23 protein-coding genes, 1 tRNA gene and 1 pseudogene are annotated in these 25,819 nt (G+C 60.5%); 20 read left to right on the top strand and 5 right to left on the bottom strand.

Annotation, left to right across the window (positions count from 1 at the left end):
• Positions 1–66: 66 nt before the first annotated feature.
• From ACZ5IL_RS01730 to ACZ5IL_RS01715, 4 genes are all read left to right on the top strand, one after another.
• Positions 67–1,821, top strand: coding sequence for a heparinase II/III family protein (locus ACZ5IL_RS01730; RefSeq protein WP_464596974.1), 1,755 nt, complete (start codon positions 67–69; stop codon positions 1,819–1,821).
• 193 nt (positions 1,822–2,014) lie between these two features.
• Positions 2,015–3,607 carry a bifunctional phosphoribosylaminoimidazolecarboxamide formyltransferase/IMP cyclohydrolase gene (gene purH, locus ACZ5IL_RS01725; RefSeq protein WP_464594782.1) on the top strand — a complete coding sequence of 531 codons (1,593 nt, stop codon included), beginning with the start codon at positions 2,015–2,017 and terminating at the stop codon, positions 3,605–3,607.
• A gap of 156 nt (positions 3,608–3,763) precedes the next feature.
• Entirely contained in the window at positions 3,764–4,420 is a 657-nt protein-coding gene (locus tag ACZ5IL_RS01720; protein WP_464594780.1) for a c-type cytochrome, read from the top strand.
• On the top strand, positions 4,417–5,397 hold the full coding sequence (locus tag ACZ5IL_RS01715; RefSeq protein ID WP_464594779.1) for a c-type cytochrome: 981 nt from the start codon (positions 4,417–4,419) through the stop codon (positions 5,395–5,397). Before ACZ5IL_RS01720 ends, ACZ5IL_RS01715 begins: the two co-directional genes overlap by 4 nt.
• A gap of 14 nt (positions 5,398–5,411) precedes the next feature.
• Here the strand turns inward: ACZ5IL_RS01715 and ACZ5IL_RS01710 are convergent, their stop codons facing one another.
• A complete protein-coding gene (locus tag ACZ5IL_RS01710) occupies positions 5,412–6,800 on the bottom strand; it encodes an MFS transporter (protein WP_464594777.1) in 1,389 nt (462 codons plus the stop codon).
• Between the two features lie 106 nt (positions 6,801–6,906).
• On the opposite strand from ACZ5IL_RS01710, the gene ggt reads away from it, so the two are divergent.
• The 3 genes from ggt to panE all read left to right on the top strand — a co-directional run bounded on the left by ggt (position 6,907) and on the right by panE (position 10,420).
• Positions 6,907–8,664, top strand: coding sequence for a gamma-glutamyltransferase (gene ggt / locus ACZ5IL_RS01705; RefSeq protein ID WP_464594775.1), 1,758 nt, complete (start codon positions 6,907–6,909; stop codon positions 8,662–8,664).
• A gap of 117 nt (positions 8,665–8,781) precedes the next feature.
• Positions 8,782–9,378: a DUF2239 family protein gene (locus tag ACZ5IL_RS01700; RefSeq protein WP_464594774.1), complete on the top strand. Its 597-nt coding sequence runs from the start codon at positions 8,782–8,784 to the stop codon at positions 9,376–9,378.
• Positions 9,379–9,499: 121 nt separating this feature from the next.
• Positions 9,500–10,420, top strand: a complete 921-nt coding sequence (gene panE / locus ACZ5IL_RS01695) for a 2-dehydropantoate 2-reductase (protein WP_464594772.1) — start codon at positions 9,500–9,502, stop codon at positions 10,418–10,420.
• 56 nt (positions 10,421–10,476) lie between these two features.
• Here the strand turns inward: panE and ACZ5IL_RS01690 are convergent, their stop codons facing one another.
• On the bottom strand, positions 10,477–11,169 hold the full coding sequence (locus ACZ5IL_RS01690) for a glutathione S-transferase family protein (RefSeq protein ID WP_079445241.1): 693 nt from the start codon (positions 11,167–11,169) through the stop codon (positions 10,477–10,479).
• A 217-nt stretch (positions 11,170–11,386) separates the two neighbouring features.
• Here ACZ5IL_RS01690 and ACZ5IL_RS01685 point away from each other — a divergent pair, with 217 nt between their 5' ends.
• Entirely contained in the window at positions 11,387–12,193 is an 807-nt protein-coding gene (locus ACZ5IL_RS01685; protein WP_464594770.1) for an undecaprenyl-diphosphate phosphatase, read from the top strand.
• 95 nt (positions 12,194–12,288) lie between these two features.
• Here the strand turns inward: ACZ5IL_RS01685 and ACZ5IL_RS01680 are convergent, their stop codons facing one another.
• On the bottom strand, positions 12,289–13,257 hold the full coding sequence (locus ACZ5IL_RS01680) for a complex I NDUFA9 subunit family protein (protein ID WP_464594769.1): 969 nt from the start codon (positions 13,255–13,257) through the stop codon (positions 12,289–12,291).
• A gap of 150 nt (positions 13,258–13,407) precedes the next feature.
• Between ACZ5IL_RS01680 and ACZ5IL_RS01675 the strand changes: the two genes are divergently transcribed.
• The 12 genes from ACZ5IL_RS01675 (at position 13,408) to ACZ5IL_RS01620 (ending at position 22,412) form a co-directional block, all read left to right on the top strand.
• Positions 13,408–13,494 (top strand) — tRNA-Leu (locus ACZ5IL_RS01675).
• Positions 13,495–13,635: 141 nt separating this feature from the next.
• Positions 13,636–14,832: a site-specific integrase gene (locus tag ACZ5IL_RS01670; RefSeq protein ID WP_464594767.1), complete on the top strand. Its 1,197-nt coding sequence runs from the start codon at positions 13,636–13,638 to the stop codon at positions 14,830–14,832.
• Between the two features lie 70 nt (positions 14,833–14,902).
• Complete coding sequence (locus ACZ5IL_RS01665) at positions 14,903–15,103, top strand: hypothetical protein (protein ID WP_464594766.1); 201 nt, start codon at positions 14,903–14,905, stop codon at positions 15,101–15,103.
• A gap of 212 nt (positions 15,104–15,315) precedes the next feature.
• On the top strand, positions 15,316–15,510 hold the full coding sequence (locus ACZ5IL_RS01660) for a helix-turn-helix domain-containing protein (protein ID WP_464594765.1): 195 nt from the start codon (positions 15,316–15,318) through the stop codon (positions 15,508–15,510).
• Positions 15,511–15,572: 62 nt separating this feature from the next.
• Positions 15,573–16,013, top strand: coding sequence for a hypothetical protein (locus tag ACZ5IL_RS01655; RefSeq protein WP_464594764.1), 441 nt, complete (start codon positions 15,573–15,575; stop codon positions 16,011–16,013).
• Positions 16,010–17,074 carry a bifunctional DNA primase/polymerase gene (locus tag ACZ5IL_RS01650; RefSeq protein WP_464594763.1) on the top strand — a complete coding sequence of 355 codons (1,065 nt, stop codon included), beginning with the start codon at positions 16,010–16,012 and terminating at the stop codon, positions 17,072–17,074. The genes ACZ5IL_RS01655 and ACZ5IL_RS01650 overlap by 4 nt, the downstream gene beginning before the upstream one ends.
• On the top strand, positions 17,074–18,315 hold the full coding sequence (locus ACZ5IL_RS01645) for an AAA family ATPase (protein WP_464594762.1): 1,242 nt from the start codon (positions 17,074–17,076) through the stop codon (positions 18,313–18,315). The genes ACZ5IL_RS01650 and ACZ5IL_RS01645 overlap by 1 nt, the downstream gene beginning before the upstream one ends.
• A gap of 546 nt (positions 18,316–18,861) precedes the next feature.
• A complete protein-coding gene (locus ACZ5IL_RS01640; protein ID WP_464594760.1) occupies positions 18,862–19,566 on the top strand; it encodes a hypothetical protein in 705 nt (234 codons plus the stop codon).
• A gap of 602 nt (positions 19,567–20,168) precedes the next feature.
• Complete coding sequence (locus ACZ5IL_RS01635; protein WP_464594758.1) at positions 20,169–20,795, top strand: hypothetical protein; 627 nt, start codon at positions 20,169–20,171, stop codon at positions 20,793–20,795.
• 327 nt (positions 20,796–21,122) lie between these two features.
• On the top strand, positions 21,123–21,593 hold the full coding sequence (locus tag ACZ5IL_RS01630; protein ID WP_464594757.1) for a hypothetical protein: 471 nt from the start codon (positions 21,123–21,125) through the stop codon (positions 21,591–21,593).
• Between the two features lie 4 nt (positions 21,594–21,597).
• Positions 21,598–21,771, top strand: coding sequence for a hypothetical protein (locus tag ACZ5IL_RS01625; protein WP_464594755.1), 174 nt, complete (start codon positions 21,598–21,600; stop codon positions 21,769–21,771).
• Positions 21,772–21,788: 17 nt separating this feature from the next.
• A complete protein-coding gene (locus ACZ5IL_RS01620) occupies positions 21,789–22,412 on the top strand; it encodes a hypothetical protein (RefSeq protein WP_464594753.1) in 624 nt (207 codons plus the stop codon).
• Between the two features lie 444 nt (positions 22,413–22,856).
• Here the strand turns inward: ACZ5IL_RS01620 and ACZ5IL_RS01615 are convergent.
• Positions 22,857–23,296: pseudogene (locus tag ACZ5IL_RS01615) on the bottom strand (universal stress protein).
• Positions 23,297–23,682: 386 nt separating this feature from the next.
• Positions 23,683–25,689 carry an Ig-like domain-containing protein gene (locus ACZ5IL_RS01610; RefSeq protein WP_464594752.1) on the bottom strand — a complete coding sequence of 669 codons (2,007 nt, stop codon included), beginning with the start codon at positions 25,687–25,689 and terminating at the stop codon, positions 23,683–23,685.
• Positions 25,690–25,819: the final 130 nt, after the last annotated feature.

Below are 25,819 nucleotides of genomic sequence, written 5' to 3'. Positions count from 1 at the left end.
GATTACAAGGACTCAGTCCTCATCACTGCAAAGGGATTCGCGGGAATCCTCACACCGAAGGCGCGCGTGTCGGTCGCTCATCGCAGACGCATTTCAATTCTGATCGTCCGCCGTTTCGCTCGTCGGACGATTGCGCGCGCCAGCGACGGGCCTGCGGCGCTTTCGCGGCTATGGCCCGGCCGCGCCGACCGCCTGACCATCGCACCACACGACCTTCGTACGGCCGACGCCACCCGCGCCGCCGAAATTTATGCGGGCCGCTTCGTATTCGCGGGCAAGATCGTCACCTGTCACTCCCGCTCCGTTTTCGACCTCGAACCGCCGTCCGAGGATTGGGAAGCCGCTCTGCTCGGCTTCGGCTGGCTGCGGCATCTCCGCGCCGCCGATACGGCGATTACGCGCGCCAATGCGCGATCGCTGATGGAAGACTGGATCTCGAATCCCGCGCGCAGGCGGCCTGTAGGTCGGCGCGCCGACGTTATGTCGAGGCGCGTGATCTCGCTGCTGTCGCAGGCCCCGCTTGTGCTCGGCGATGCGGATGGAAAATTCTACCGCCGCTATCTGCGCGCGCTTGCCCGCGACATCCGTCTGTTACGTTTCGGCCTGCACGACGCGCCTGACGGCGTGTCACGGCTGCAGGTTCTGATCGCGCTGTGCTATGCCTCGCTGTGTCTTGCCAACCAAGCCCGCACCATCCGCAACGCGACCCGCAAGCTCTCCGAGGAATTGCGGCGGCAAATCCTGCCCGACGGCGGACATGTCTCGCGCAATCCGGGAGCTTTAATCGAACTGCTGATCGACCTGCTGCCGCTCCGGCAAACCTTTGCCGCACGCAACATCGCACCGCCGCCGGCGCTGCTGAACGCCATCGACCGCGTGATGCCGATGCTGCGCTTCTTCCGTCACGGCGACGGCGGCTTTGCGCTGTTCAACGGCATGAGCAGCACACCGTCCGACCTTTTGGCGACGCTCCTGGCCTATGACGACACCCGCGGCATACCGATGGCCAGCATGCCGCACACGGGCTTCCAGCGGATCGACGCCGGCGCGACAATCCTGATCGTCGATGCCGGGCCGCCGCCGCCACCGAACCTCAGCGAGGAAGCGAATGCCGGCTGCCTGTCGTTCGAGCTGTCCTCCGGACTGAACCGGGTCGTCACGAATTGCGGAATGTCCTCGACCGGCCGCGAGACATGGCGCGTCTTCGCGCGCTCGACAGCAGCGCATTCCACGCTGGTCTGCCATCAAACGTCCTCGTGTCAGTTCGTCGAACAATCGGCGATGAAGCGGCTGCTCCAGGGGGCGCCGATTGTCAGCGGTCCGGCCCACGTCGAAACTTTTCGCGAAACCATCGACGACGGCGAGCGGCTGACGGCTTCGCATGACGGCTATCTCGCCCGGTTTGGTCTGATCCATCGCCGTGTGCTGACGATGGCGCCGGACGGCTCGCGGCTGGAGGGCGAGGACATGCTAGCGCCTGCCCCCGGCGGCCGCATCAAAGGCGGCCAGATTCGTTACGCATTGCGTTTTCACCTCCATCCGTCCGTCAAGGCCAGCCGCCTCGATGATGCGCATGCCGTGATGCTGGTTTTGCCAAACCGCGAGGTCTGGACGTTCGAAGCGGCCGACGACCGGGTCGAGCTCGAAGACAGCGTTTTTCTCGCCGGCAACGACGGTCCGCGACGGTCCGCACAGATCGTGATTCACCAGAATGCCCGGGAAGTCCCCCGAGTGCGTTGGGGTTTCGTGCGTTCGACGACGTCGGCCACGGTCACCAACGCCCGCCGTAATGCGCGGCGCGAACCGGAATTGCCACTGTAGACGAAATGTGCCGGCGGCCTCGCCAGAGCAGGCCGGTTTCATCACTGGCAAATTCATGCTAACCGGCTGCGCTAAAGTTGTCGGCTTTGATGGAATCAAAGTCGGCACCGGGCTTCCGTTTTGACGCGTTTTCTTGACGCGAACCGATGCCCTCCTCGCTCGAAAACGCTATGACCTCCCAGGATCGACAATCATGACCGACCGACCGCGCCGCGTGACCCGCGCATTGCTTTCCGTTTCCGACAAGACCGGCTTGACCGAGTTCGCCCGCGCGCTTGCCAGCCTTGGCATTGATCTGGTGTCGACCGGCGGCACCGCCAAGGCGATCGCAGCAGCAGGACTGAGGGTCAGCGATGTCTCCGACCTGACGGGCTTTCCGGAAATGATGGACGGCAGGGTCAAGACGCTGCATCCAAAGGTACACGGCGGCCTGCTCGCCATCCGCGACCATGCCGATCATGCGAAAGCCATGAAGGACCACGGCATTGCCCCGATCGACCTGCTGGTCGTCAATCTCTATCCGTTCGAGTCGACGGTCGACAGAGGCGCTGCTTACGACGACTGCGTCGAGAATATCGACATCGGCGGCCCCGCGATGATTCGCGCCGCCGCGAAAAACCATGATGACGTCGCGGTCGTGGTCGAACCGCAGGATTATCAGACGGTGCTCGACGAGCTCAACGCCAACGCGGGCGCGACCAGGTTGAGCTTGCGCAAGCGCCTTGCCGCGAAAGCTTACGCCCGGACCGCCGCCTATGATGCCGCGATCTCCAACTGGTTTGCGCTGCAGCTTGAGACCGATGCCCCCGACTATCGCGCCGTCGGCGGACGTCTCGCGCAGACTCTGCGTTACGGAGAGAACCCACATCAGACCGCCGCATTCTACCGCACGCCGGAACGTCGCGCCGGCGTCTCCACCGCGCGGCAATTGCAGGGCAAGGAATTGTCCTACAACAACATCAACGACACCGACGCGGCCTATGAGTGCGTCGCCGAATTTGACGCGGCGCGCACCGCAGCCTGCGTCATCATTAAGCATGCGAACCCCTGCGGCGTCGCGGAAGGCTCAAGTCTCACCGAGGCCTATCGCAAAGCGCTCGCTTGCGACCAGACCTCGGCCTTTGGCGGCATTATCGCGTTCAATCGCACGATCGACGCCGACGCCGCCAATGCGGTAGCCGGCATCTTCACTGAAGTCATCATCGCCCCCGATGCGACCGAGGAAGCGATTGCGATCATTGGTAAGCGCAAAAACCTGCGGCTGCTGCTGGCCGGTGGCCTGCCCGATCCGCGCGCGCGCGGCCTGACCGCGAAGACCGTCGCCGGCGGACTTTTAGTGCAGGGTCGGGACAACGCTGTTGTCGACGACATGTCGCTCAAGGTTGCAACCAGACGCGCACCGACCGAGGCTGAGATGCGCGACCTGCGCTTTGCTTTCCGCGTCGCAAAGCACGTCAAGTCAAACACCATCGTCTATGCCAGGGATCTGGCCACCGTCGGCATTGGCGCGGGACAGATGAGCCGTGTCGATTCCGCGCGCATCGCAGCGCGCAAGGCGGAGGATGCCGCGCGCGAGCTGAACCTCACCGAGCCGCTGACCAAAGGCTCGGTCGTGGCGTCGGATGCGTTCTTCCCATTCGCCGACGGAATGCTCGCCTGCGTCGAGGCCGGCGCCACCGCGGTCATTCAACCCGGCGGTTCCATGCGTGACGAAGAGGTGATCAAGGCCGCCGACGAGCACGGCATCGCCATGGTGTTCACCGGCATCAGGCATTTCCGTCATTAGATCACGATGATTTTGAATCGAATCGATCCAAAATCATGAACATGATCGATTCCAGTATTCTGAGAAGCGGGATGCGGGCGGAAAACCGCTTCACACTTTTCCTCATCCCGCTTTAAAGCGAGATACTACACGTTGAGATGGATGCGGGCAGAACGGATGAGACAGGTGATAGGCGGAGCGCTGCTGCTGCTGGGCGTGTCGTCGCTACCTGTGCTCGCGGGCAACGGCGAGGGCATCACCAAGCCGCCGGGCAGAGCGACAACCTGCACACCGTGTCACGGCCGGAATGGAGAGGGCCAGCCGGCAAGGGGCATTCCACGCCTTGCCGGTCTCAATGCGGAATACCTTGAACGTCAGCTCGATGGTTTCAATAACGGCGCGCGCAAGAACCGTGTCATGCTGATGATCGCATCGGATCTGTCCAACGACGAAAGAAAGGCGCTGGCCAACTACTATGCGGGCATGACGACACCGAAGCCCGAAACCACGCCCGCTGATCAAGCCGTGATCGCGGCCGGAGCGAAGCTTGCCGCGACCGGCGATCCCTCGAAAGACTTGCCCGGTTGCGGACAGTGCCACGGTGCAGCGGGCCTTGACGCGGGAGCGAACTTTCCCCGCCTCGCGGGACAGTCAGCCCTTTATATCGAGAAAGTACTTCAGTCGTGGAAGTCCGGCGACCGCAAGAACGATCCAATGGGCGTGATGGCCAATGTCGCGAACAAGCTGACCAACGATCAGATCAAAAGCGTGGCCGCCTATTACGAGAGTTTGCCTGTGGCAGCACCAATTCACGGCTCGGAAACCAAGCCATGAGAGGCAATCCTGTTGCACCCTCGATCCCGGCAGCAGTTGCTCTCGTTCTCGCGGCCACCGGGTTTATCATGCTGCCCAATATTGGGGCGGCGAATCCGCCGGCAGGTACAACGCCCGAACAGCCTGCGGTGCAAAAAACGGAAGCCGCGCGTCCCTCCTACACGCCGCCTGCGGACAGCGACATTCCGGACGGGCCATTCGGCGACATGATCCGGCTCGGCAAAGCGATCGTTCACGATACCCAAAACAATGCGAAGGGCTTCGTCGGCAACGATCTGCAGTGCTCAAACTGTCACCTCGATCGCGGCCGTCAACCGAACGCCATACCGTTGGGCGCCGCTTATCTTCTTTATCCGGCCTATCGCGCGAAGAACGGCCACGTGAATACCTTTCAGGAGCGGCTGCAAGACTGTTTCCGCTTCAGCATGAACGGCAAAGCGCCCCCGTTCAACGACAAGGTACTGGTGGCGCTCGAGACCTATGCGTACTTCCTGGCGAAGGGCGGTCCGACCGGCGTTGCCGTCAAGGGCCAGGGCTATCCCAAGCTGAAAGCGCCAGATCAGCCGGCAGACTATGATCGCGGCGCGAAAGCCTACGCACAGAATTGCTCGTCTTGCCATGGCGCCGACGGCGCAGGACAAAAATTGGCGGGCGGACAAACCGCGTTTCCGCCGCTATGGGGACCGCGCTCCTTCAACTGGGGCGCGGGCATGGCCTCGATCAACAATGCCGCCGAATTCATCAAGGCCAACATGCCGCTCGGTCTCGGCGGCTCGCTGAGCGATCAGGAGGCGTGGGACATCGCAACCTACATGGACAGTCAGGAGCGGCCGCAGGATCCGAGGTTCGTCGATTCGGTCGGGGAAACTCGCAAGCGATTCCACGACGAGCCGACATCGAAATACGGCCTGGTCGTGAACGGCGTCCTGCTTGGCGAGAAGTCGCCGCCGTCAGGGACGATCAACGCGGAGGATTGAACGCGGAAGCACGGCTACTCCCGCACGCGCGACAGCAGTGCAAGCCCCGCGACGAAGAACAACACCAGCACCGCCATGCCCGCCTTCTGGCTAGCGGTGATCGCGGTGATGAATCCGACCAGCAGCGGGCCAACGAACGACGTCACTTTTCCGGTCAGCGCGAACAATCCGAAAAACTGCGCAATGCGATCCTTCGGCGCCAGCCGGATCAGCAACGTGCGCGAGGCCGCCTGCAACGGACCGCCGGCGCCGCCGATCAGGCAGCCGAGGATGAGATAGGCTTTTTCCGCGGGTGCTGCGAACAACCCGCCGCCGGGCACGGGCGGCGCGACCTTCACGAACAGGATCGAATCCTTGTCGACCATCAGGATCGCCACGATCGCCAACAATAAAACAGTCATGCTCGCGGCGATGACGAATTTCGGACCCACCCGGTCGTCGAGCTTGCCGCCGATCCACGCGCCAAGTGCGCCGGCAACCGCGAGCAGAATGCCAAAGGTTCCGATCTGGATGGTGTGCCAGCCGAAGGTACCGGCGGCATAAATGCCGCCGAACGCGAACAGCGACACCAGCCCGTCGGTGTAGATCATGTTGGCGAGCAGGAAGGTCGCCAGCGACCGTCGTTTCGGCAATTCGTGGAGCGTGCCGCGCAACTCGATCAACCCTTCGCGCAGCGCCGCTCGCACCGGACGCTTGGCCGGGAAATCCGGCGTCAGCAAAAACATCGGCAGGACGAAGACGATGAACCAGAGGCCCGTCAGCGGGCCTGTGATGCGATCACCCTGGTGGGTGACGGGATCGAGACCGAACAGCGGCGACAAGCCAAACAGCGTCTTGCCGGTTGTCGGATTGGCGGCGAGGAAACCGAGCACCAGGATCAGGCTGAGGATGCCGCCGATATAGCCGGTGGCCCATCCGGTCCCCGACAGGCGACCGATCTTGTGCGGCGGCACCAGCGACGGCATCATCGCATTGTTGAACACGGTGGCGAATTCGACGCCGATGGTGGCGATGCCGTAAGCGATCAACAGCGGCAGGATCAGGCTGGAGTCACCGGGCTTGCCGATCCACATCAGGCTGGAGCCGAGCACCAATAGCGCGCCGAAGGCCGCGATCCACGGCTTGCGCCGACCGCTGGCGTCGGCGATGGCGCCCAGCACCGGCGAGGCGAGCGCGATCACGATGCCGGCCGCGCCAGTCGCAAATCCCCAAAGCGTTTGCCCTTCCGCCGGTGTCGCCGCCACGAAAGTCGCGAAGTAGGGTGCGAATACGAAGGTCGTGATCAGCGTGAAATAGGGCTGCGCCGCCCAGTCGAACATGATCCAGCTGATAATGGCGGCGCGAGAGGCACAGCCCTCTCCGAGATTCGCCTTGGCTGCCGGTAAGGCTGTCGTCACCGTCATGCCCAATATGTTGTGTCGTATCACGTGGCCGTCTGACCTTGCGCCTGAGTTCCTATAGCATTGCTCCCATCAACAGAGCGACTCCTCCAGATCCGGAACCGAATGGATGATCCACCGCGAGCCGCGTCGGTCCGTATTTTCCGTGATCGCCTTCTGCGTGATCGTAGCATTTGCGCCGCTGTCATGGCCCGCGGTCGCGCAGGATGCACGCGGCACGGCTCCGGCCGCGACCTCCGATGCGGCCCGTCCGGTTGCCGCCAAACACGGCATGGTGGTGGCGCAGGAGCGGCTCGCGGCCAAGATCGGGGCGGAGGTGCTTGCGCAGGGCGGCAATGCGGTCGATGCAGCGGTCGCGACCGGCTTCGCCCTGGCGGTCACCTACCCGCGCGCCGGAAACATCGGCGGCGGCGGGTTCATGCTGATACACCTCGCCGATTCCAGACGCGACATCGCCATCGATTATCGCGAGACCGCACCCGATGCGATCAGACGCGACATCTTCCTCGGCGCAGACGGCGCGCCCGACCCGGCGAAGTCGCGCGATTCCGCGCTCGGCATCGGTGTGCCCGGCACCGTCGCGGGGCTCGCGCTGGCGCTCGACAAATACGGCTCGGGCAAGTTCACCCTCGCCCGTCTTCTCAAGCCTGCGATCACGCTGGCACGCGACGGACTCGAAATCGCCGACGACAACGCCGATACGCTGTCGCAATCGCATGACCGTTTTGTGCGATGGCCGTCCTCGATGAAGATTTTCGCGCATCCCGACGGCACTCCGCTGCGCGATGGCGACCGGCTGGTCCAAACCGATCTGGCCGCGACCCTGACCGCAATCGCCGAGTACGGGCCGAAGGGTTTCTATGAAGGTTCGGTGGCCTCGAACCTGGTGAAGGCGATCGACGCGACCGGCGGGATCATGACGCTTGAAGACCTCAAGTCCTATCGGCCGCTGATCCGAGAGCCGGTTCGTGGCAGGTATCGGGGCTACGACGTCGTTTCGATGCCGCTATCCTCGTCGGGTGGCACCGTGCTGCTTGAATCTCTGAACATCCTCGAAGGCTTTCCGATGCGTGATCTGCATCAGGGATCGCTGGATTCGCTGCACGTGCTGGTCGAGGCGATGAAGCGCGCTTATGCGGATCGCGCGCGCTATCTCGGCGATCCCGCTTTTGTCAACGCCCCGATCCAAACCCTGCTCGCGAAGGACTATGCCGCAAAACAGCACGCCTCGATCGACATGATGCGCGCGACGCCCGCGGCCGCCGTGCTCCAGCCGCCGCCGCGCGAGGGGGACAACACCACGCATTTTTCCGTGGCCGACGCCTTCGGCAATGTCGTCAGCAACACCTATACGCTGAACTTCAGCTACGGCGTCGGGCTGGTGGCGGAGGGCACTGGCGTCCTGCTCAACAATGAGCTTGACGATTTCACCGCCGCGCCGGGCGCGGCGAACGCCTTCGGGCTGGTCGGATTCGAGGCCAACCTGCCCGGCCCCGGCAAGCGACCACTGTCTTCGATGACTCCGACGATCGTTCTGAAGGACGGAAAACCGGTGCTGGTGACGGGATCGCCCGGCGGCAGCCGCATCGTCTCCACGGTCCTTCAGGTGATCGTCAACGTGCTCGACTACGATATGAACATTGCAGCCGCGGTCCAGGCGCCTCGGCTGCATCATCAGTGGCTGCCGGACGAAGTCCGCGCCGAACAGGGATTCCCCGATGGCATCATCGCGGGATTGCAGGCGCGAGGCCACACGGTTGTCGCGCCGATGGGACAGACTTCGGCCAACTCCATCGCCATCACCCCGGACGGGTTGTTCGGTGCGCCGGACCCGCGTACCCGCGGCTCGCATGCTGCGGGATATTGAGTCGGGCGTACCGTTTGAAGCCGAACGATATGGCTCGCAATATTTATCCGGGTAATATTGACGGATTAATTATATCCGGGTAATAAATACCAGCCAACCCGCAGCCGGACACCTCCGATGATGCATGACCAAACCTCCTATTTTACCGCTTTCGAGGGCCAGCGACGGATCGCATCTGGCCCGCTCACCGATGTCGCGCTCGCCGTCAAACACGCGGGCACGCGCACGACCGCTCCGATCGCAATCTACAGCGACGAAACCGGGCGCCCGATCGACCTCGATTTGCGTGGGTCCGACGACGAGATCGCGGCTCGCCTGCGGCAGACCTTGCCGGTGGAAACGACCGAAGCCAGCGGGGCCTCCAAACCGGGCGAACCGCGCGGCCGCGGCCGGCCGAAACTCGGCGTGGTCGCGCGCGAGGTGACGCTGCTGCCGCGGCACTGGGAGTGGCTGAGCGCGCAACCCGGCGGGGCGTCGGTCGCCTTGCGCAAGCTGGTCGACGAGGCGCGCCGCGCCAATAGCGACAGGGATCGCAGCCGCGCGGCACGCGACGCCGCCTATTACTTCATGTCTGCGATGGCGGGCGATCTTGCAAACTTCGAGGAAGCCGCACGCGCGCTGTTCGCCAACGACCGGCGGCGGCTAGCGGCCCTGATCGCCGGCTGGCCAGACGACATCCGCGATCACATCGTCAAGCTGGTGGAGCGGATTTGACATTCGCTCCACGGTCTGGCGCAAACAGACGATCGAGCGGCTGATCTGACGAAACAGGAACGAGCCTTACGCCGCGCGAACCTGCGTCGAAGAAACTTAAAAGGCAAAACAGAACAGATCGATGCGCATTCTCGTTGTAGGAGCCGGCGCGACCGGCGGCTATTTCGGCGGCAGACTGCTCCAGGCCGGTCAGGACGTCACCTTCCTGGTGCGCCCCAAACGGGCCGCTGAGCTGGCGAGCGCCGGTCTCGTCATCAGGAGTCCGCACGGCGACGCGACGCTGACCAATCCGCCGACGGTGCTGGCCAGCGGCTTGAGCGAGACGTTCGACGTCATCCTGCTGAGCTGCAAGGCCTTCGATCTCGATGACGCGATCATTTCATTCGCGCCTGCGGTCGGGCCGCGGACGGCGATCCTCCCGTTGCTCAACGGGATGCGGCACATGGAAACGCTCGATGCGAAATTCGGCCGCGAGCGCGTGCTCGGCGGCCTGTGTTCGCTCGCGGTCACGCTCAACAAGATGCGTGAAGTCGTCCAGCTCGCGCCGATGCAGTCGCTCGGCTTCGGCGAGCGCGACGGCGGCACGAGCGATCGCGTCAGGGCCATCGCTGCGGTCTTCGCCAGCGGCGATTGCGGATCGCAGGCATCCGACGACATCGTGCAGGACATGTGGGAGAAATGGGTGTTTCTGGCGACGCTGGCCGGCGCCACCTGCCTGATGCGCGCGTCCATCGGACAGATTGTCGCCGCGCCCGGCGGCCGGGATTTCATCCTCAGCACCCGCGACGAAATCGCCGGCATCGCGAAGGCCGCCGGTCACCCGCCACGCGAGGCGATTATGACCCGCACCACCGGAATCCTGACGACGGAGAACTCGCCGCTGACCGCATCCATGTTTCGCGATATCGAGGCCGGCGCGCGGGTCGAAGCCGATCATATCATCGGCGATCTCATCACCCGCGCTGAGGCCGCGAAGCTGCCGGTGCCGAAGCTGCGCACGGTCTACACGCATCTGAAGGCTTACGAGAAACGGCGCGAATGACTCCCACGCGGCAAGCCCGCCGGCCAAAGCGGCCGCCGGAAAATCCAGGTCTTTTTTTAGAAGTCCAGGTCCACGTAGGTACGCGACGCCGGGACGCCCGCCAGCCATTCGCTTAGCAACGGACGGAACGAGGGCCGCGACTTGATCCGCGCATACCACGCCTTCGCCGCCTCGTCCTCGACCCACGGTACGTCGCCGAGATAATCGATCGCCGACAGATGAGCCGCCGCGGCGAGATCGGCATAGGTCAACCGATCGCCAGCCAGATAATTCCGCGTTCGCGCCAGCCAGCCGATATAGGCCAGATGATAGCGTACATTCGTCCGGGCAGCGCGCATCACATCGGTCTCCGGCGGGCCGCCGCCGATCTCCTCTCCCATGAAGCGCTTGTAGATGCGTTCGGTCACCAGCGGACCGGAGACCTCCTCGAAGAATTTCTCGTTGAACCAGGCCATCAGACGGCGCACCTCGATGCGCTCGGGCATCGACGTTGGCAACAACCGACGCTCGCCGACACGCTCGCCATAGGTCTCGTCGAGATAGTCCGCAATGATACCGGCGCCGGGAACCGCGGGGATGCCTTCGGCGATCAGCACCGGCGTGGTGCCGGCCGGATTGAGTGTCAGGAAAGCTTCACGCCGCTCCCACACCCGCTCTTCCACCGGCCGGACATCGAGTCCGTGTTCGCCGAGAATCAAGCGAATAAAGCGCGATTGCGGACAGAATGGATGGTGAAGCAACGTGAACATGGGGCCCTTGATAAGTTTGCGATGCTTAAGAAACTATCTCCAAAGCGTTAACGGCAGAGCGTTAGCGGCACGCGCGCCTCCACTGAGCTGTCGAGTAGCGGGTGAAACTGCGTTCGCCCGGGCCAGATTCATGGATTTGGGCATTGCTGCCCTGCGGCGAATAAGCGAGAAGGACACATCGTTCGCAGTCGACTAGAATTCAGGGTAGGCCCTTCCCATGATTTCCGATGTGATCAGAGCCGTGATTCTCGGCATCATTGAGGGCGTCACCGAATTCCTGCCGGTGTCCTCAACCGGCCATCTGCTACTGGCGGAGCGCTTTTTCGATCTCGGTTCGGGGAATTTCTGGAACACATTCACCGTATTGATCCAGCTCGGCGCAATTTTGGCGATTGTGGTCATCTATTTTGCGAAACTGTGGCCGATCGCGCTCGGCATGTTCTCCAACGCCGCGGATCGGCGCTTCGTCATCGGCGTGCTGGCGGCCTTTCTGCCTGCTGTGATCGTCGGCCTGATCGCCGGCAAGTACATCAAGGAACTACTATTCAATCCGTGGGTGGTGTGCTTCTCGCTGATCGTCGGCGGCGCGGCTTTAATGTGGGTCGATCAGCTCGATCACCGGCCGCGCGAACACGACGCCACGGCCTTTCCGCTGCCGATGTATATATGGATCGGCATCGCACAATGCGTTGCGATGATTCCCGGCGTGTCGCGCTCCGGCGCCACCATTGTCTCCGCGATGCTGCTCGGCGCCGACAAGCGCGCGGCGGCGGAGTTTTCGTTCTTCCTCGCGATCCCCACCATGATCGGAGCGTTCGCTTATGATTTCTACAAGAACCGCGCCGATATGACGACCGACGATCTCGGGCTCGTTGCGATCGGCTTCGTGACGTCGTTCGTCACGGCAATCATCGTGGTCAAGGCATTCCTGAGCTACGTCACGCGCAATGGCTTTACGTTCTTCGCCTGGTGGCGGGTGATCGTCGGCACGCTCGGTCTGATCGCGTTGGCGCTGGGACGGTAGAGTCTCGCCGGACCATCATCATCGCGAGCGCAGGATCAACTCGGAAGTCCACGAAGCTCATCGCTTCGTCGCTCATACGCTCTCAACGATAGAGGTCACGCCCCCTTCGGCGCGAACTGACCGGCCTTGCGGAAGCGCCAGAGATATTGCGGCACCACCGCCTCCATCGAGTCCGGTGCGATCCCGAGTCCTTGCAACGTCAGGCCCGCGGCCGTCGCCGCGTCGGAAACGACGTTGTCGGTCTTGAGCAGCGTAACCTGATCCGGCGTCAGCTTCAGTGGCCCCGGCGCGAACTGCAGAAACATCGCTTGGAGCCGGGCAATCGCGAACGGCAGTGGCACCAGCATCCGCTCCCGTTCGATGACGCGCAGGATGATCTGCATGATCTCGCGCATCGAGAGCACCTCGGGGCCGCCGAGTTCATAAACGGCGCCCGCTTTGGTCCAGCCGTCGACCGCGTTGGCCACGGCGGTTGCGACGTCGCCGACATAGACCGGCTGCATCCGGGTCGCGCCGCCGCCGATCAGCGGCAGCATGGGTGACATCCGCGCCAGCGCGGCAAACCGGTTGGTGAACTGGTCCTCGGGGCCGAACATCACCGACGGCCGTAGGACGGTCGCAGACGGCACCGCCGCCAGTACCGCCCTTTCCCCAGAGGCTTTGGCGCGGGCGTAGGCCGAGGCCGATGTCGCATCGGCACCGATGGCCGAGACATGCACCATGCGGGCGCCGGCGGCCACGGCTGCCTCCGCAATGGTGGCGGCGCCTTTGGCCACCACGGCGTCGAAAGTCTGCCGTCCGTTCTTGGTCAGAATGCCGACCAGATTGACGGCCACGTGGGATCCCCGCATGGCCGCGCCGACCGACCCCGGATGGCGCAGATTGACCTGCACGGCATGGATCTGGCCGACCTTGCCGAGCGGCTGCAAATGTCCGGCCAGTTCAGGGCGCCGAACACCAACCCGGATACGGTAATCCCGCTTGGCGAGAGCGCGCACCACATACCGGCCGAGGAAGCCCGAGCCTCCGAAAACCGTGACGAGCGTGTCCGAATGCGATGCCATGATGCGGTCCTCAAGGGCGATAATTTCAGGTCTAGGGAATGGATATTCCGCCGTTCCGCGATACGTCAACCGGCGGACCGCTCAGCCGGCTATTGAGGACGCCTTCAAGGATTTGACAAGCGCGCGGCCGATGCCTACTAACCCGGCCGGGCCCAGGTGGCGGAATTGGTAGACGCGCTGGCTTCAGGTGCCAGTGGCTGCAAGGTCGTGAAGGTTCGAGTCCTTTCCTGGGCACCATCGGTTCGTAAGTAACTGATAATCGAGCACAAATCGGTCTGCAATCACCCGAGTGTAGCACACGGGTGAGGCACATTGGCGCTTAGAACTGCCAGACCGACGAAGCGGCGACGATCGTCGCATCACCAATTCAGGAAGCGCGTGCCCGCCGACGTGCTCGCGTTGGCGTTCGGTCAACGCGTCACCTTCCACCTGCCTACGGGCAGGAGTGAAGGCGCTCAGATAGCCGTCACCGTCCGACCGGAAATCTCATTCTCATTGCGGACGCCAATTGCGATCCTCGCAAAAGAGCGTCATGCGGTCGTTGTCTCCCAGTTTGAACGGTGGTGCAGCGCGGTTCGTGCCGGGCAGCCGGATCAGGGCGACGATGTGTCCGCATCCTCGCCCGACGAACAGACACCCCTAACCTTTGAGTCGCTCTGGATACGCTGGGAACGGGAAGCGAAGCCCGCCCCGAGCACCGTTTCAACGTGGTGGGGCTACGTGCTGCAATTTCAGCGGCACCTGGGACATGACGATCCGCGCCGTGTCACTCCGGACGATGTGGTGGCGTGGAAAGACGCCTTATTGGCTCGTGGGCTCACAAGCGTGCGCGATGGGCATCTCGCGGCGGTCAAGACGCTATTCAACTACGGCGTTCGTAATCGGCTGCTGAGGCGCAACGCGGCCGAGGGGCTGACCGCCGTCCGGAAGACACCGGCTGGCAAGCGCAGGCTTCCCTATACGGACGACGAAGTTGCGCGGCTGCTTGCGCTGGCGGACCGCGAAACACGACCCTCGCGCCGCTGGCTACCCTGGCTCACCGCATTGAGCGGTGCTCGTGTCGGCGAGATCGCCCAACTATGGGGCAACCGCGTCGTCGAAATTGACGGTATCCCCGTCATGAGAATCGCACCGGCAGCCGATGGTGGCACAATCAAGAACGTCGGGTCCGAACGTGATGTCCCGATCCATCCGGCCATCATAGATCGCGGCTTTCTCGACTTCGTCGGGACGAAAGCTGGCGGACCGCTGTTCTATCGTGGCACGCCCAAAAAACGTCCCGCCAACGGCCGGCCTCCGAAGCACGCATCGAAGGGCGTGGCGAATCATCTCGCGACGTGGATTCGCGAACAGGGTTTCTGCGATCCGAGGAAAGACCCGAGTCACGCGCTCCGGCACTGGTTCAAATCCAAATGCCTCGCGCTTCGCATGCAAGACAGCGTTGTGGATGTCATCCAAGGCCACACGCTCAAAGGCGGGGCAGCGGCTACTTACAGACACATCTCTCTCAGGACGATGGCAGACGCCATCAACCGGATTCCCGTTCCCAAAACCGAAAGGAGGCAAGACGACTGACGGCCGGCATGCGCCGCCCGGTAAGCTTGCGGCGTTATTTTTCACAGCATGAAATAGAGGAAGACCTAAGATGAGCGACGAGAAGAAACTGAAAACGGCCGAAGAAATTTACATCACCGATATGATTACTAGTCTCAAAACTGGCGAGACGACGGTCGATTATATCAAAGGCCTCGCGGATCAATTACGTGATTCCGAGGGGATTATGATGGGGCCGACAGACAGCGATCTTTGCGCCGCCGCGCTGGACAGGCTTGCAGCAAGCCTCTGAGGTCTGGCCCGGTGGCTTGATCCGACCCAGAAACCCCGCTTCGGCGGGGTTTTTCTTGTAGTCAACCCGTTCAATGAAGAAAGTTTGACGGCTGTTTTTGTTTTAGAACAACCACTTAGCCGTCATTTCATTTTGGGGATACTCGAATAGCCCCGACAAACTCGGACACATCTGCTCAGATCGAGCAATCGAAACTCAGAGAGGGAATAGCTATGGACATCACTCTCCTTACGGAGCGGGAAGTAGCCGATTTCATCGGCAAGAGCACCAAGACGATGCAGCGGTGGCGCGCGCAAGGCCGTGGTCCGGTCGCGATGCGGTTTGGCCAATCCGTAATGTACACGCGCGAATCGGTCGCGTCCTGGATGCGCGCTCAGCAAATCCGTCCGGGCGGAAAGCCAGCATAACCGCAACAAAAAGGCCGCAAGCGTGCCACCGCTGCGACCTTTGAATTTGGAGTCTTCCTGAAGTGTCTCACATTACCAACGCGCCCCGCGCGCATCAAGATAAGTCCGATCACCCTCAAAATTTCATTTGCTTGAAGAACGGTCGCTGGCGTCCGGTTGATGTGCCGCCCGGCACGTTCGCAGTGATGTATCGAGGCCAATACCGCGTCGTGTTCTCGCGCGCCGAAACCGATGAAGAATATTTCCGCAATTATGCGGAGATGCCGTTTCGGCTGAAGCTGCACCGATCGCGACGCTACGCTCCGGGCTATTTCATGTTCAAGGTCGTCACGCGGATCGGAATCTACGCCGTTGGCGATCGGTGGGACTTTCGCGATTACGACGCGAATCGATACGGCTCACCGCGCGAATACTGGATTTCAGAGTGCGAGCGGATGCTCGCCAATCCGAACCGCTGTATGAACTCGGATAGCTGGCTCGCGAGTCAGGGGCCGCGCCAATGAACGCCACCGAGTTTGAAGAAGTCGCGCTTGCACTCGTTGAGCGTGGCTTTAGTCCGCTGCCGATCGCACCGGATCAGCGACCGGCACATGAGGATCCTCATGTGCCGGAAGGCAAAGCGCCCGGTTTGCGCAACGCTGACGGCAGTTGGCGATTCATGCTGCATTGGGAGGGGTGGTGCTACGAGCAGGTCTCCGCGCATCTGGTACGAGCATGGGGGCGCATGATCGGCACCGCCGAAGACGCCGGCGTCGGCGTCGCTTGCGGGCGTGGCCTGATCTGCATCGACATCGATCAGGAATATTTGCTCGATCCGATCCTCGCGATGCTGCCACCGTCCCCGGTGCAGAAGAAAGGTCGCAAGGGCATCTCGCTGTTCTATCGCGGCGACACCGAGAAGATCAGGTCGCGCAACTATCGCACCAAGGAGCGCATCGGCCTGCTCGATCTGCTCGCCGAAGGTAAGCAGACGGTCTTGCCTCCATCGATCCACCCCGACACCAACGAGCCTTACTTCTGGTGGACCGATGCCACGCTCTGCGACACCCCGTTGTCAGAGCTTCCCGAACTGCCGAACGACATCGCTGATCGCCTCGCCGAAGTCCTGAAGCCATATGGGTATGACCCGGAAGCCGAGAGGCCGGCGCTGGCACGGGGCGAGACCCCGGAGCGCAGCGCTGGGGCTGCAAAGGCAAGCAGTATCTGGCGCGAGGCCAATGACGATGCGCTCGCCAATCTCGACTGTTGGGTGCCCGAGCTTCATCTTTACCGGTGGCGGCGAAAGCCTGGCGGCTATGAGGCCGTCGCGCACTGGCGATCATCCAGCACTGGGCGGGCACTGGAACTGCGCAAGCGGAATCTCAGCATCGTCCGCAAGGGCATCGAAGACTTCGGGACGGGCGAGAAGTTCACGCCGATCGATCTGGTCATGAAGGCGCGCGGCTGTGATACGGACACCGCGCTGGGTTGGCTGCTCGAACGACTTCCGGATGACACGCCGAAAATCATGCTGGTCAACGGGCCGAAGACGCTTGAGCGCATTCGCGCGCGGGAGGAAGCGTGATGGGCGAACCCATGCTGGTCAATGGACCGAAGACTATCGCGAGAATCCGGGAGCAGGGTCGTGAACCGCTCATTGAGAAGCCGCCTCACGACAACGATAACCGGCCGCGCATTGCTACCAACGCACCGGGCTCATCATTCAAACGCTTCGTTCCTAGGCAGTTCGAGGTCGCCGAGTACCTGATTAAGGGTATTCTCCCGCTGCACGGCGTTGCAGTTCTCGGCGGGCAGTACAGTGCCGGCAAGACCTTTCTTGCGATGGACATCGGGATGCACCTCATCCACGGGACGGAGTTCCTTGGACGCAAGACGAAGCACGGCGCGGTACTATGGATTGCTGCGGAAGGCGCGGGCATCGTGGAGCAACGTATGGAGGCCGCGAGGCTGGCGAAGTTCGAGGCTTGCATTGATGCAACTCACTTCCCGTTCCTTTGGAGAGAGCCGAAGTCGGAGAGGGACACCGATGCCATTTTGGCCAGCCTTGGTACCATGATCCGGGAAGCGAAGAACGAATGCGAAGAGCTTCATCCTGACCGACCTCTGCGGCTTGTCGTGGTCGATACGTTGCCAGCTTATTTTTTACTCGAAAACGAAAACGACAACGCTGAAGTCGCAACCTTCGTGGCGAAGCTTGGCAAGATCGCGCGGGATATGAATGTCCTGATCATGCCGATTCATCATGTCGGCAAGAACGCGGATGGTGGACTCCGGGGAGCAAGTGCACTCGGCGCAGGCGCGGACGCTGTGCTTGCTGCTTTGGCGGATATCCATCCCACGACCGGGCAAGTAACTGGACCGCGTACCCTATCGCTCGCGAAGACTCGGGGCGGCGTTCCGGGCTCGCTGACAACGTTCACGATCGACGAGGTTGTGATCGGGGTTGATCGGGATGGCGAGGGTATTCCGGTCGGTTATGTGCAGTACGCTCCTCTGGAAACGAGCAGCAAGGGCAAGACCAAGCCGCTCACGCGCGGTGACCGGTGTTTCTTCGCCGCGCTCGACGAAATCAGCCTGGCTCACGGTAAGGAACACCGGGTGCATGGCGATGGCCCTGTGGTTCGCGCTGTATCCCGCGAACATGTGCGTAAGGAATTTGCCCGACGCTATGTCGAAGATGGTTCAGGCAATGCCGGCTCAGGTGAGCGCAGCGCATGGAAGCGAGCGTTCGATAACGCCATGATGGCGGGCACCGTGGCCGGCTGGCAGCCCAATGCCGAGAATGCATTGATTTGGCGGGTATAGCGTCCCCCGGATTTTATATATCTTAGGGACGCCCGGGACACGCCTATTTATCTTGTTGAAGATATTGAACATTTAGCGTCCCCAAATCCATTCTCACTTTAGGGACGCTAGAGACGCTGGCAAAATCCGACCCCACCACCCCTTTAGGGGTGGGTGGGTAGGATGCCCAAAATAACAAGCGTCGCAGCGTCCAGGTCCTATAGGGGGACGCTTTTTGGGGACGCTAAAACACGATATATTTCAATTACTTAAAAAGTAGCGTTTCATGCGAATGATTCGCAGTGGGGACGCTTTGAGATGGGGCGCGCGCCCTGCCGTCCGCTTGAGGCAATCAACATGCAACCAATGCCCGTGACCTAAACACCGGCCGTTTCTTGCGGAGTGGGATCGATTTGGCCACACCGTCGTAACTTGCTGGCGCTTCTGCGGGACCGCTATCGTTCTCCAACAGAGCAAGCGTAACGCGAATACTTTGCTTGCGGGGTTCTCCCACGCCGCCAAACACGAGTAATATCTGTTCAACATGAAATAGCTGGGGAGCTATCTATGTGGACATTTGTTGCGCTGGCGGCACTCTTCATCGGTTTGGCTGGGCTCATTTCGATCATCATCCCGTTACGATTTGTGGGGATCAAGAGCAGGCTTCGCGGTCTCGGAATTTTGAGTGCGTCATTTGTTGCTCTGATCATTGCTTCAGTTCAGCTTGCCCCTGAGAAGAGTGCGACCGCTGCCAGCCCCGCCGCGTCGAACGCGCCTGCTCAAATGATTGCTACTGCGTCTGGCGAGGTTCATCCTCATGACCAGAATCGCTTCGTAAAGGCTGTCGAAGGCTCGCGCGACGAATATCGGGCCGCCGATACCGACTTCAAGAAAGGGGCAACCCGCCCGGCACGTGCGAAGAATCTCTGCCGATCAGAAATAAAAAAGAACATTTCCGATTGGATTGGAAAAGTTACGACGCTCACCACCAATAGCGACGGCAAGGGTGTGATTGGAGTTAGCATTTCCGATCACGTCACTTTAACGACGTGGAACAATTCGCTTTCCGATATTGGAGACAAAACGCTCGTTGAGCCCGGCACAAGTGTCTTCTCACAACTCGGCGAATTGCAGAAGGGCGATGAGGTCAAATTCTCTGGCGGTCTTGTTTCCTCGACCACGGATTGCTTCAAAGAAGGAAGCATGACGTTGCACGGCTCAATGAGCGATCCGGAGTTCATCTTGCGATTCAGCCGGATCGAGAAGCTTTGAGAAGTTGGTGTTGTAGGTCTTACAGCGCGCTGTGCTCGCTCTGTAAACCAGGAGAAGCGGGCAACACTGCTAGCATCTGCCAACACCAGCCAGCGCGCCTCTAAATCGATCTGAGGCGCATCTGATCGAGCTGCCCGCAAGGACGTAACACGAAGCGTGATCGATTATTGGCGAGCAAGAACGCAAGCACAGCGAACAAACGTTCGCGCGACGATGCGCATTGAAACGATAAAGATTGGAAAGGGACGCGGATCGAAAGGGTATCGAAGCGAGCCGTTTTTGGTCCCTCGATTTCAATCGAACGCGCGATGCGGAGCGACCGGACCATGCCCGCAGCCATGATCCGCGACCACGCGGTGACGGTCGTGCGCAGCCTTCATCAACCTGAACGCATCTGAATATAATTCTCTCAAACGCACGATTGAAAGAAATTTATTCTATTATTGCGATGCACAAAGGTAAAAAGGTACTTCCAGACGGTACCCGGGTAGCGGGTGACGCGCAACTGCCAGATAGTGGTAGGTACAAAAAAATAAAAGTAGGTTGTTGTTCTTACGATCGAGGCCGACAGCGGTGGTGCGAGCGATTTAAAGACAACTGAAATGGGCTCCATTTTGATGGCGCCATGGGCGATCCTGCGTACAGATTCATCAGCGCAGTTTCTGAAAATGCCTCGCTATCATCCTTACGATAGAACCCAAGGTCCTCTCTACCTTCGGCCGCTCAACCCTCGCGCGCAGCGCGCATTGACGGTTCCGACGAACGCAGTGTCGGTGGCCAGATTGCTGTTCTCTCTGCTGAAGGCGAATGGCCGATCTTATGACGAAGTTGCCGAAGCGTCAGGAATTTTGAGAAGCACTCTGAAGTCTTGGCGGCACCGCACGGCACCAACTTACTCCTCAATCGAAGCGTGCTTCAATGCAATCGGCTGGCACTTTTTTCCGTGCCCGAAGGTAGAGACTCTGCCCAGTGAAATCGCGGCAGACCTCGCGCGACTCGCCGCGAAGATGAAAGCCGACCTCCCTGAGGTGTGGTCAGCATTGGGAGAACTTGCGGCCGATCAAACATTCCTTCGTGAACGCGCGAAGGAGCGCGTTGAGGCGCGCGAGGCTGAGCGCGTCGCACTACGAAATGCCCGCATCGCCAGCCGCGCCGCAAACGACAAAACCCGTCGCCGCCGCAAGTCTCCCGCAAACGACAACACTAAGCAAGCCGAGAGCGCCGCTTAGGGTATCTCGAACCGCCCCGACAAGCGTCTCAGCTTTTCCCATACTCCGACCGTTGCTTGGTTCATTTCCTCACCAAGTAACGCCAGTGAAAAGACTGGGCCGGTGCGTTTCATCTACAATGCACCGGCCATTTTTCGGAATGGACACGATGACTCGCTTTCTTTCTCGCACCCAAGCGGCCCGGCGCTGCGGTCGTTGTCACCGCACCATGCGCAACCTGGCCAAGCGCGGCGAAGGGCCTCCGTTCTTGCTGATCGGAGACCGTCCTGCCTACCCAGAGGCCGCGCTTGTTCGGTGGTTAGCCGACAATATGCATGGAGACTCGCAATGGGCTTGAGTGCGTATATCGACGAGCCGTTGATTGCTCGCCAAAAGCGGGCCAGCGCATCAATGCCGGCAGCCGAAGCTGATCAGACGCGTCGTGCGGATGCGGCCGCGCAACGTGCAGAAGCGGCTGAACGTCGCGCCATCGCCGCCGAACAGAGGGCAGCCGCCGCCGAACGCCGCGCATCCGAGTATCCCCCAGCGAAGCCGACGCAGCAAACGACCGCACCTACGCCGGCCCAGCGGCACACTCCAAAGGAAATCCCGGTCATGACTGCAAACCAGAAAATTCTGTTTCAGTCGGTCGCGGCGACCACGGAGCGGCTGGCATCGGCACGGCAATCTCTCGAGGATGCGAGGAATCTCGCTCGCGCCGGATTCGCCAGTGACGTCGTCTTTGCACTGCATGTCGAAGCCGGAGCGTTCCATGCCTGGCTCAGGGCGAGCGAAGCATTCCAGGCGTGCCGGGACTAAAGGCATGACCCGAAAGAACGCCATTCGCGCGGCACAGCTTGCGTCACAGACGTATGCTCGCGCGAGAAAGCAACTCATTGAGGCAACAGCGCTCCAACGCGACACGGTAGCCGCTGCCGCGAACGAGTATTCCGCAAATCAACTTTGGCGTCGCTCACTCGCGGCGCTCAACACCTGACAGAAAGAAGAGAAACCATGGGTATCCTCGAAAAGTTCTTCCCCGCTAAGACCGCCATCACGTCTGCAACCATCGCGGCGGAAATTGAGCGCGCCGAAAGCGAACTCGCCAACCATCGCGCAAAGATTCAGGCTGCAAACGTCAGTGTGGCCCTTCTTTCGGATGAAGCTCACATCAAGATCGAGAACGAAATCTCCGCAGACCGCCGCGCCATCACGCGCCTGGAAGCACGCGTATCGCTTTTGAAGGATGACCTTCCTCGCGTGGAAGCCGAAGAAGCAGCAGCTCAAGCCGCAGCCAAGGATGAGGCTCTGCGCAAGCGCGCCGAAGCGTGTCGGAATGCGAACACGAAGGAAGCTAAGGTATTGCTTGCATCCTACACGGAGCACGCCAATGCCATCGCGGAAATTCTTGCGAAGTTGGCCGAGGTCAACACGGAAACTGCCGCCGTTAACATCGCCTTGAGTCGCAACCCGGTCGCTGACAGCGTCGTCAGCTACGATACCCTCTACCGGAAGCATCCGGACCGGGAAGCAACTGAACGGATTTGCTTTCGAGCCGGACACTACGAAGTACCGCTGTCCGGCATTCATTTGCCCCCCGCTTTTGCTGGGGGCAAGGCTCACTGGTCCCGGTCATAAGCGAACCTGCGCACCCCGTCGAAATCGGCGGGGTGATGCATGACAAGCTCAGAGTGGCGTCGGCAATGCCGACACCGCCGGTCAGATGGGCAGCAAGGCTAGCGGTTGCCTTGCGCAGTTCGTATGTCGTCCGCGACCGTCGGGACCGGCGGTTTCATGCTCATCTCTGCGACTGCGTCTGCGTTGCGGTATTCGACGAATGCGTGCCGCTCCCAGTGTAAAAGCTGGAAAGGCTGACCAGTAGCACGAGGATTGCACCTCCGATAATCCAGCCTGTTTTGACGCTGCTCATAGTGTTCGTCCTCCATATGAAATATCATTCGGACTACCATGCTGCGCGGGCCGCGCACGGAGCGAGCGAACGCACTGGCGATCTACACCCATATGCCATGGCGGGACGGGGTTGCACGGCGCTGCCCGGACAAGCCAATGCTGCCCCCCGATCTAGTGGACCACAAGAACCGGAATATGCGCAGTAGCAACAACCTCGGTAGTCTGGCTGCCCAAAAGGACCCTCTTGATTCCACGGTACCCATGGGAGGCCATGACGATCAGGTCACACCCCTGCGTTTTCGCAGCATCAACGATAGCTGCGGCCGGTGAGGTATTCGAGATATGAAGTGTCTCGACCGTCAGTCCCATTTCTCTGCCGCCGCTTTCGCTGCGGAAAGGATAGCTTGTGCATGCCGTGTGTTGGCATCTTTAAGCCGATCCGGCTCCATACCCTCCATACCCCATGCGCTGATAGAAGGAACTGGAAATGGCTCCGTCACAGTGATGATTGTAACCTTGCTGGCGTTTTCGTCGGCCAGCGACAAGCCATGGTCGACACCTTTCTGCGCCAGTTCGGAGCCGTCAGTGGAAATGAGAATGTGAGCGTACATGGGTAGGACCCCTCGCACTCAGAGATTCTGCGACGATCATAGCATCACATCTCATCTCAACAAGCTGCCCGGTTCTGTAACCAGAGGTTTCCAGTGGCTCCAGTTTTTCGCGAGCCTAACCTGAACCTTTTGACGGGTTCGATCGTCTCATTATCGCTGGGGGATTTCAGGGCCCAGTGCGTAAAGACAGCGCCGTCTGCGAACATACTCCGCCGTGCGGCGTTGTGTGTTTTTTGGCGTTAGCAGCCAAAGCAAAAACCCGCCGACGAAGAAACTCGTCGACGGGTTTGGGATGGGACAAGGGGGATTGCTTACCTGTCCTTTTCGGATGATGCGTGACGCATCAGGCCAAATTCAGTCGATTCGACTTCCACTACCAAGCACGCTTACGCGAAGTGAAAGTCATGCTGATTGAAATCGGTTAGCTTGGCATTCTTCAGCGTTAGCGAGTCATTCCCAGTGGAAATGACGACGTCCTGACCAACTTGGCTTGCGTGAGAAAGGACATCCGCAAAACTGTCGAACACGCTTTTGCTGAACTCGATCGTATCGTGATTCCATCCGACTGCATCGAAGTCTTTGATGGTGTCATTGCCGAAATTATCGGCGAACACAAATGTATCATTGCCGCCGTTGCCAACGAGGAAGTCGTCGCCAGTCGTGCTCTTTAAAGTGTCGTTTCCGGTCGAGCCCACTATCGTCTGGCCCGAAGTAGGAACGGTCGGCGCAGCTGCGCTGGAAGCACCGATCTGCCCGTCACCGTTGAGATCCTGATGGAAGCTCGTCTCAAGCGATTTAAGGCCAGAGCTCGTACCCGAGACGACGCCGCCCGACGTGGAGCCGGTCAGGGTACTGACATGGGAAACGTAGTTGCCGTTGTTGTCGGTGTTCCAGGCCGTGTACAGACCGGTGCTCGCCTCCTTCCAGGCAACCTGATAGCCCGTCGTCGTCTTCTCCGCACCAATTGGTGCCCAGGTACCATCTGTCCCGTCCACAAAAGCCACACCATCAACCTTCAGCGAGGGGCCCGATCCGCTGCTACTGTTGAGATAATATTTGTCACCGCTCTCAACGAGACTTGTCGCACCAGCCGACTCGATTATTTTACCAGAAGTTGGCGTTGGCGCTGTCGTTGGCGCTGACACTGTGATCTCGCTGGCTGCGGAGGCAGAGCTGGTATTGCCGGCGGCGTCCATTGCCTTGGAGGTGAAGTTGTGACCGCCATTGGCCAGATCATTGGCCTCAAAGCTCCAGGCGCCGCTGCTGTTAGTTGTCGCGGTGCCGATCTGCTTATCAGCGTCGAAAACCTTGACGGTACTAGATGCTTCAGCGGTCCCTTTCAGTATGAAGTCGTTATTCGCCGTCGTGCCGCTGACCGCAGCGCCGCTCGTCGAGTAGATTCCCATCTTCGGTGCGGTAGGCGCAAGAGTGTCGATCGTAACGGAGATAGCTTCCGAGGCCGCACTGGTCTTACCGACCGAGTTCGTATCCGTCGCCGTCAGCTTATGGAGGCCGTCACTCAGTGCCGACGTGGTCAGGCTCCACTGACCGCTGCTGTTCACCTGTGCGGTGCCTACCTTGCTCACGCCATCGAACAAATTCACAGTGGTGTTGACAGGAGCTGAACCCGTCAGCGTCAAGGTGTTGTCGTTGGTAATACCGTCACCGATTTTACCGCTGTCTGTCGAGTAGGAAGCGATATGGGGCGCAGCTAGTGTCGTACCCGGCGTAGGCGCAGGTGCCGGCGCCGTCGTACCACCCTCCACCGGAGAGGGCGGCGAAATAAGAGCACCCGGAACGAGTTCACCGTTCACGATCGTTGCGTAACGCACATTGTCCCATTGGGTGATGTGTATGTCCGCATTAACTTCTTCAAGAAGGAACGGATTGTACTTGAACGGCCCCACAAAATACACGTCTTTGAGAGAGAGATAGAGATCGTCCGCATCAGCGGCCATGCGTAACCCATATGGCCCACCTTGGAACACCACATTGTTGAACGTAAACGTGCCACTGTAATCATCTGCAATAAACATCCCGGCAGTCGCGTTATCGTTATGGGATACAATTGCCGTGTTGGTGATGGTTACGTTACCAGTGCTGCCAGGGGCATAAGCCTGAATGCCATCCGCGTGATCGCCCGACAATCCCGTCGTCTCAATGTACGAATTATTGATGACGATGTCGCCGCTTCCTCCAATGCGAACGCCCTCTCTTGAGTCGATTCGAACGTCATCGAGAGTGAATGAGCCACCCCCCGAGACAGAAGTGGCATCAGCAGTAGAGCTAATACTTTTATTCGAAAGTGTCGCGCCATTATTAAGCGAAACCGAACCCGAATTAGCATTGTCGCTAAATAGCGGATCATTCCAGCTCAGCGGAATAGTTGCCATCCACACTTCTCCTGATAGCTTCGATAGTTTCCCCATGGCACGCGCCCCATCGAGGTCCCCCGGGGCGACGACACCAACGAAATGCGCCCATCAGCGCAGCGTTGCTCTATTTATCGGCGGGGGCATTTTT

It is taken from the genome of Nitrobacter sp. CN101, from assembly GCF_055390255.1.
This window is presented reverse-complemented; position numbering and strand designations above follow the sequence as displayed.

Bases quoted from the DNA above. Each gene is read 5' to 3' on its own strand.
- purH (WP_464594782.1), top strand. From the start codon at position 2,015: ATGACCGACCGACCGCGCCGCGTGACCCGCGCATTGCTTTCCGTTTCC.
- ACZ5IL_RS01720 (WP_464594780.1), top strand. From the start codon at position 3,764: ATGAGACAGGTGATAGGCGGAGCGCTGCTGCTGCTGGGCGTGTCGTCG.
- ACZ5IL_RS01715 (WP_464594779.1), top strand. From the start codon at position 4,417: ATGAGAGGCAATCCTGTTGCACCCTCGATCCCGGCAGCAGTTGCTCTC.
- ACZ5IL_RS01710 (WP_464594777.1), bottom strand. From the start codon at position 6,800: ATGACGGTGACGACAGCCTTACCGGCAGCCAAGGCGAATCTCGGAGAG.
- ggt (WP_464594775.1), top strand. From the start codon at position 6,907: ATGATCCACCGCGAGCCGCGTCGGTCCGTATTTTCCGTGATCGCCTTC.
- ACZ5IL_RS01700 (WP_464594774.1), top strand. From the start codon at position 8,782: ATGATGCATGACCAAACCTCCTATTTTACCGCTTTCGAGGGCCAGCGA.
- panE (WP_464594772.1), top strand. From the start codon at position 9,500: ATGCGCATTCTCGTTGTAGGAGCCGGCGCGACCGGCGGCTATTTCGGC.
- ACZ5IL_RS01690 (WP_079445241.1), bottom strand. From the start codon at position 11,169: ATGTTCACGTTGCTTCACCATCCATTCTGTCCGCAATCGCGCTTTATT.
- ACZ5IL_RS01685 (WP_464594770.1), top strand. From the start codon at position 11,387: ATGATTTCCGATGTGATCAGAGCCGTGATTCTCGGCATCATTGAGGGC.
- ACZ5IL_RS01680 (WP_464594769.1), bottom strand. From the start codon at position 13,257: ATGGCATCGCATTCGGACACGCTCGTCACGGTTTTCGGAGGCTCGGGC.
- ACZ5IL_RS01665 (WP_464594766.1), top strand. From the start codon at position 14,903: ATGAGCGACGAGAAGAAACTGAAAACGGCCGAAGAAATTTACATCACC.
- ACZ5IL_RS01660 (WP_464594765.1), top strand. From the start codon at position 15,316: ATGGACATCACTCTCCTTACGGAGCGGGAAGTAGCCGATTTCATCGGC.
- ACZ5IL_RS01650 (WP_464594763.1), top strand. From the start codon at position 16,010: ATGAACGCCACCGAGTTTGAAGAAGTCGCGCTTGCACTCGTTGAGCGT.
- ACZ5IL_RS01645 (WP_464594762.1), top strand. From the start codon at position 17,074: ATGGGCGAACCCATGCTGGTCAATGGACCGAAGACTATCGCGAGAATC.
- ACZ5IL_RS01640 (WP_464594760.1), top strand. From the start codon at position 18,862: ATGTGGACATTTGTTGCGCTGGCGGCACTCTTCATCGGTTTGGCTGGG.
- ACZ5IL_RS01635 (WP_464594758.1), top strand. From the start codon at position 20,169: ATGGGCTCCATTTTGATGGCGCCATGGGCGATCCTGCGTACAGATTCA.
- ACZ5IL_RS01630 (WP_464594757.1), top strand. From the start codon at position 21,123: ATGGGCTTGAGTGCGTATATCGACGAGCCGTTGATTGCTCGCCAAAAG.
- ACZ5IL_RS01625 (WP_464594755.1), top strand. From the start codon at position 21,598: ATGACCCGAAAGAACGCCATTCGCGCGGCACAGCTTGCGTCACAGACG.
- ACZ5IL_RS01620 (WP_464594753.1), top strand. From the start codon at position 21,789: ATGGGTATCCTCGAAAAGTTCTTCCCCGCTAAGACCGCCATCACGTCT.
- ACZ5IL_RS01610 (WP_464594752.1), bottom strand. From the start codon at position 25,689: ATGGCAACTATTCCGCTGAGCTGGAATGATCCGCTATTTAGCGACAAT.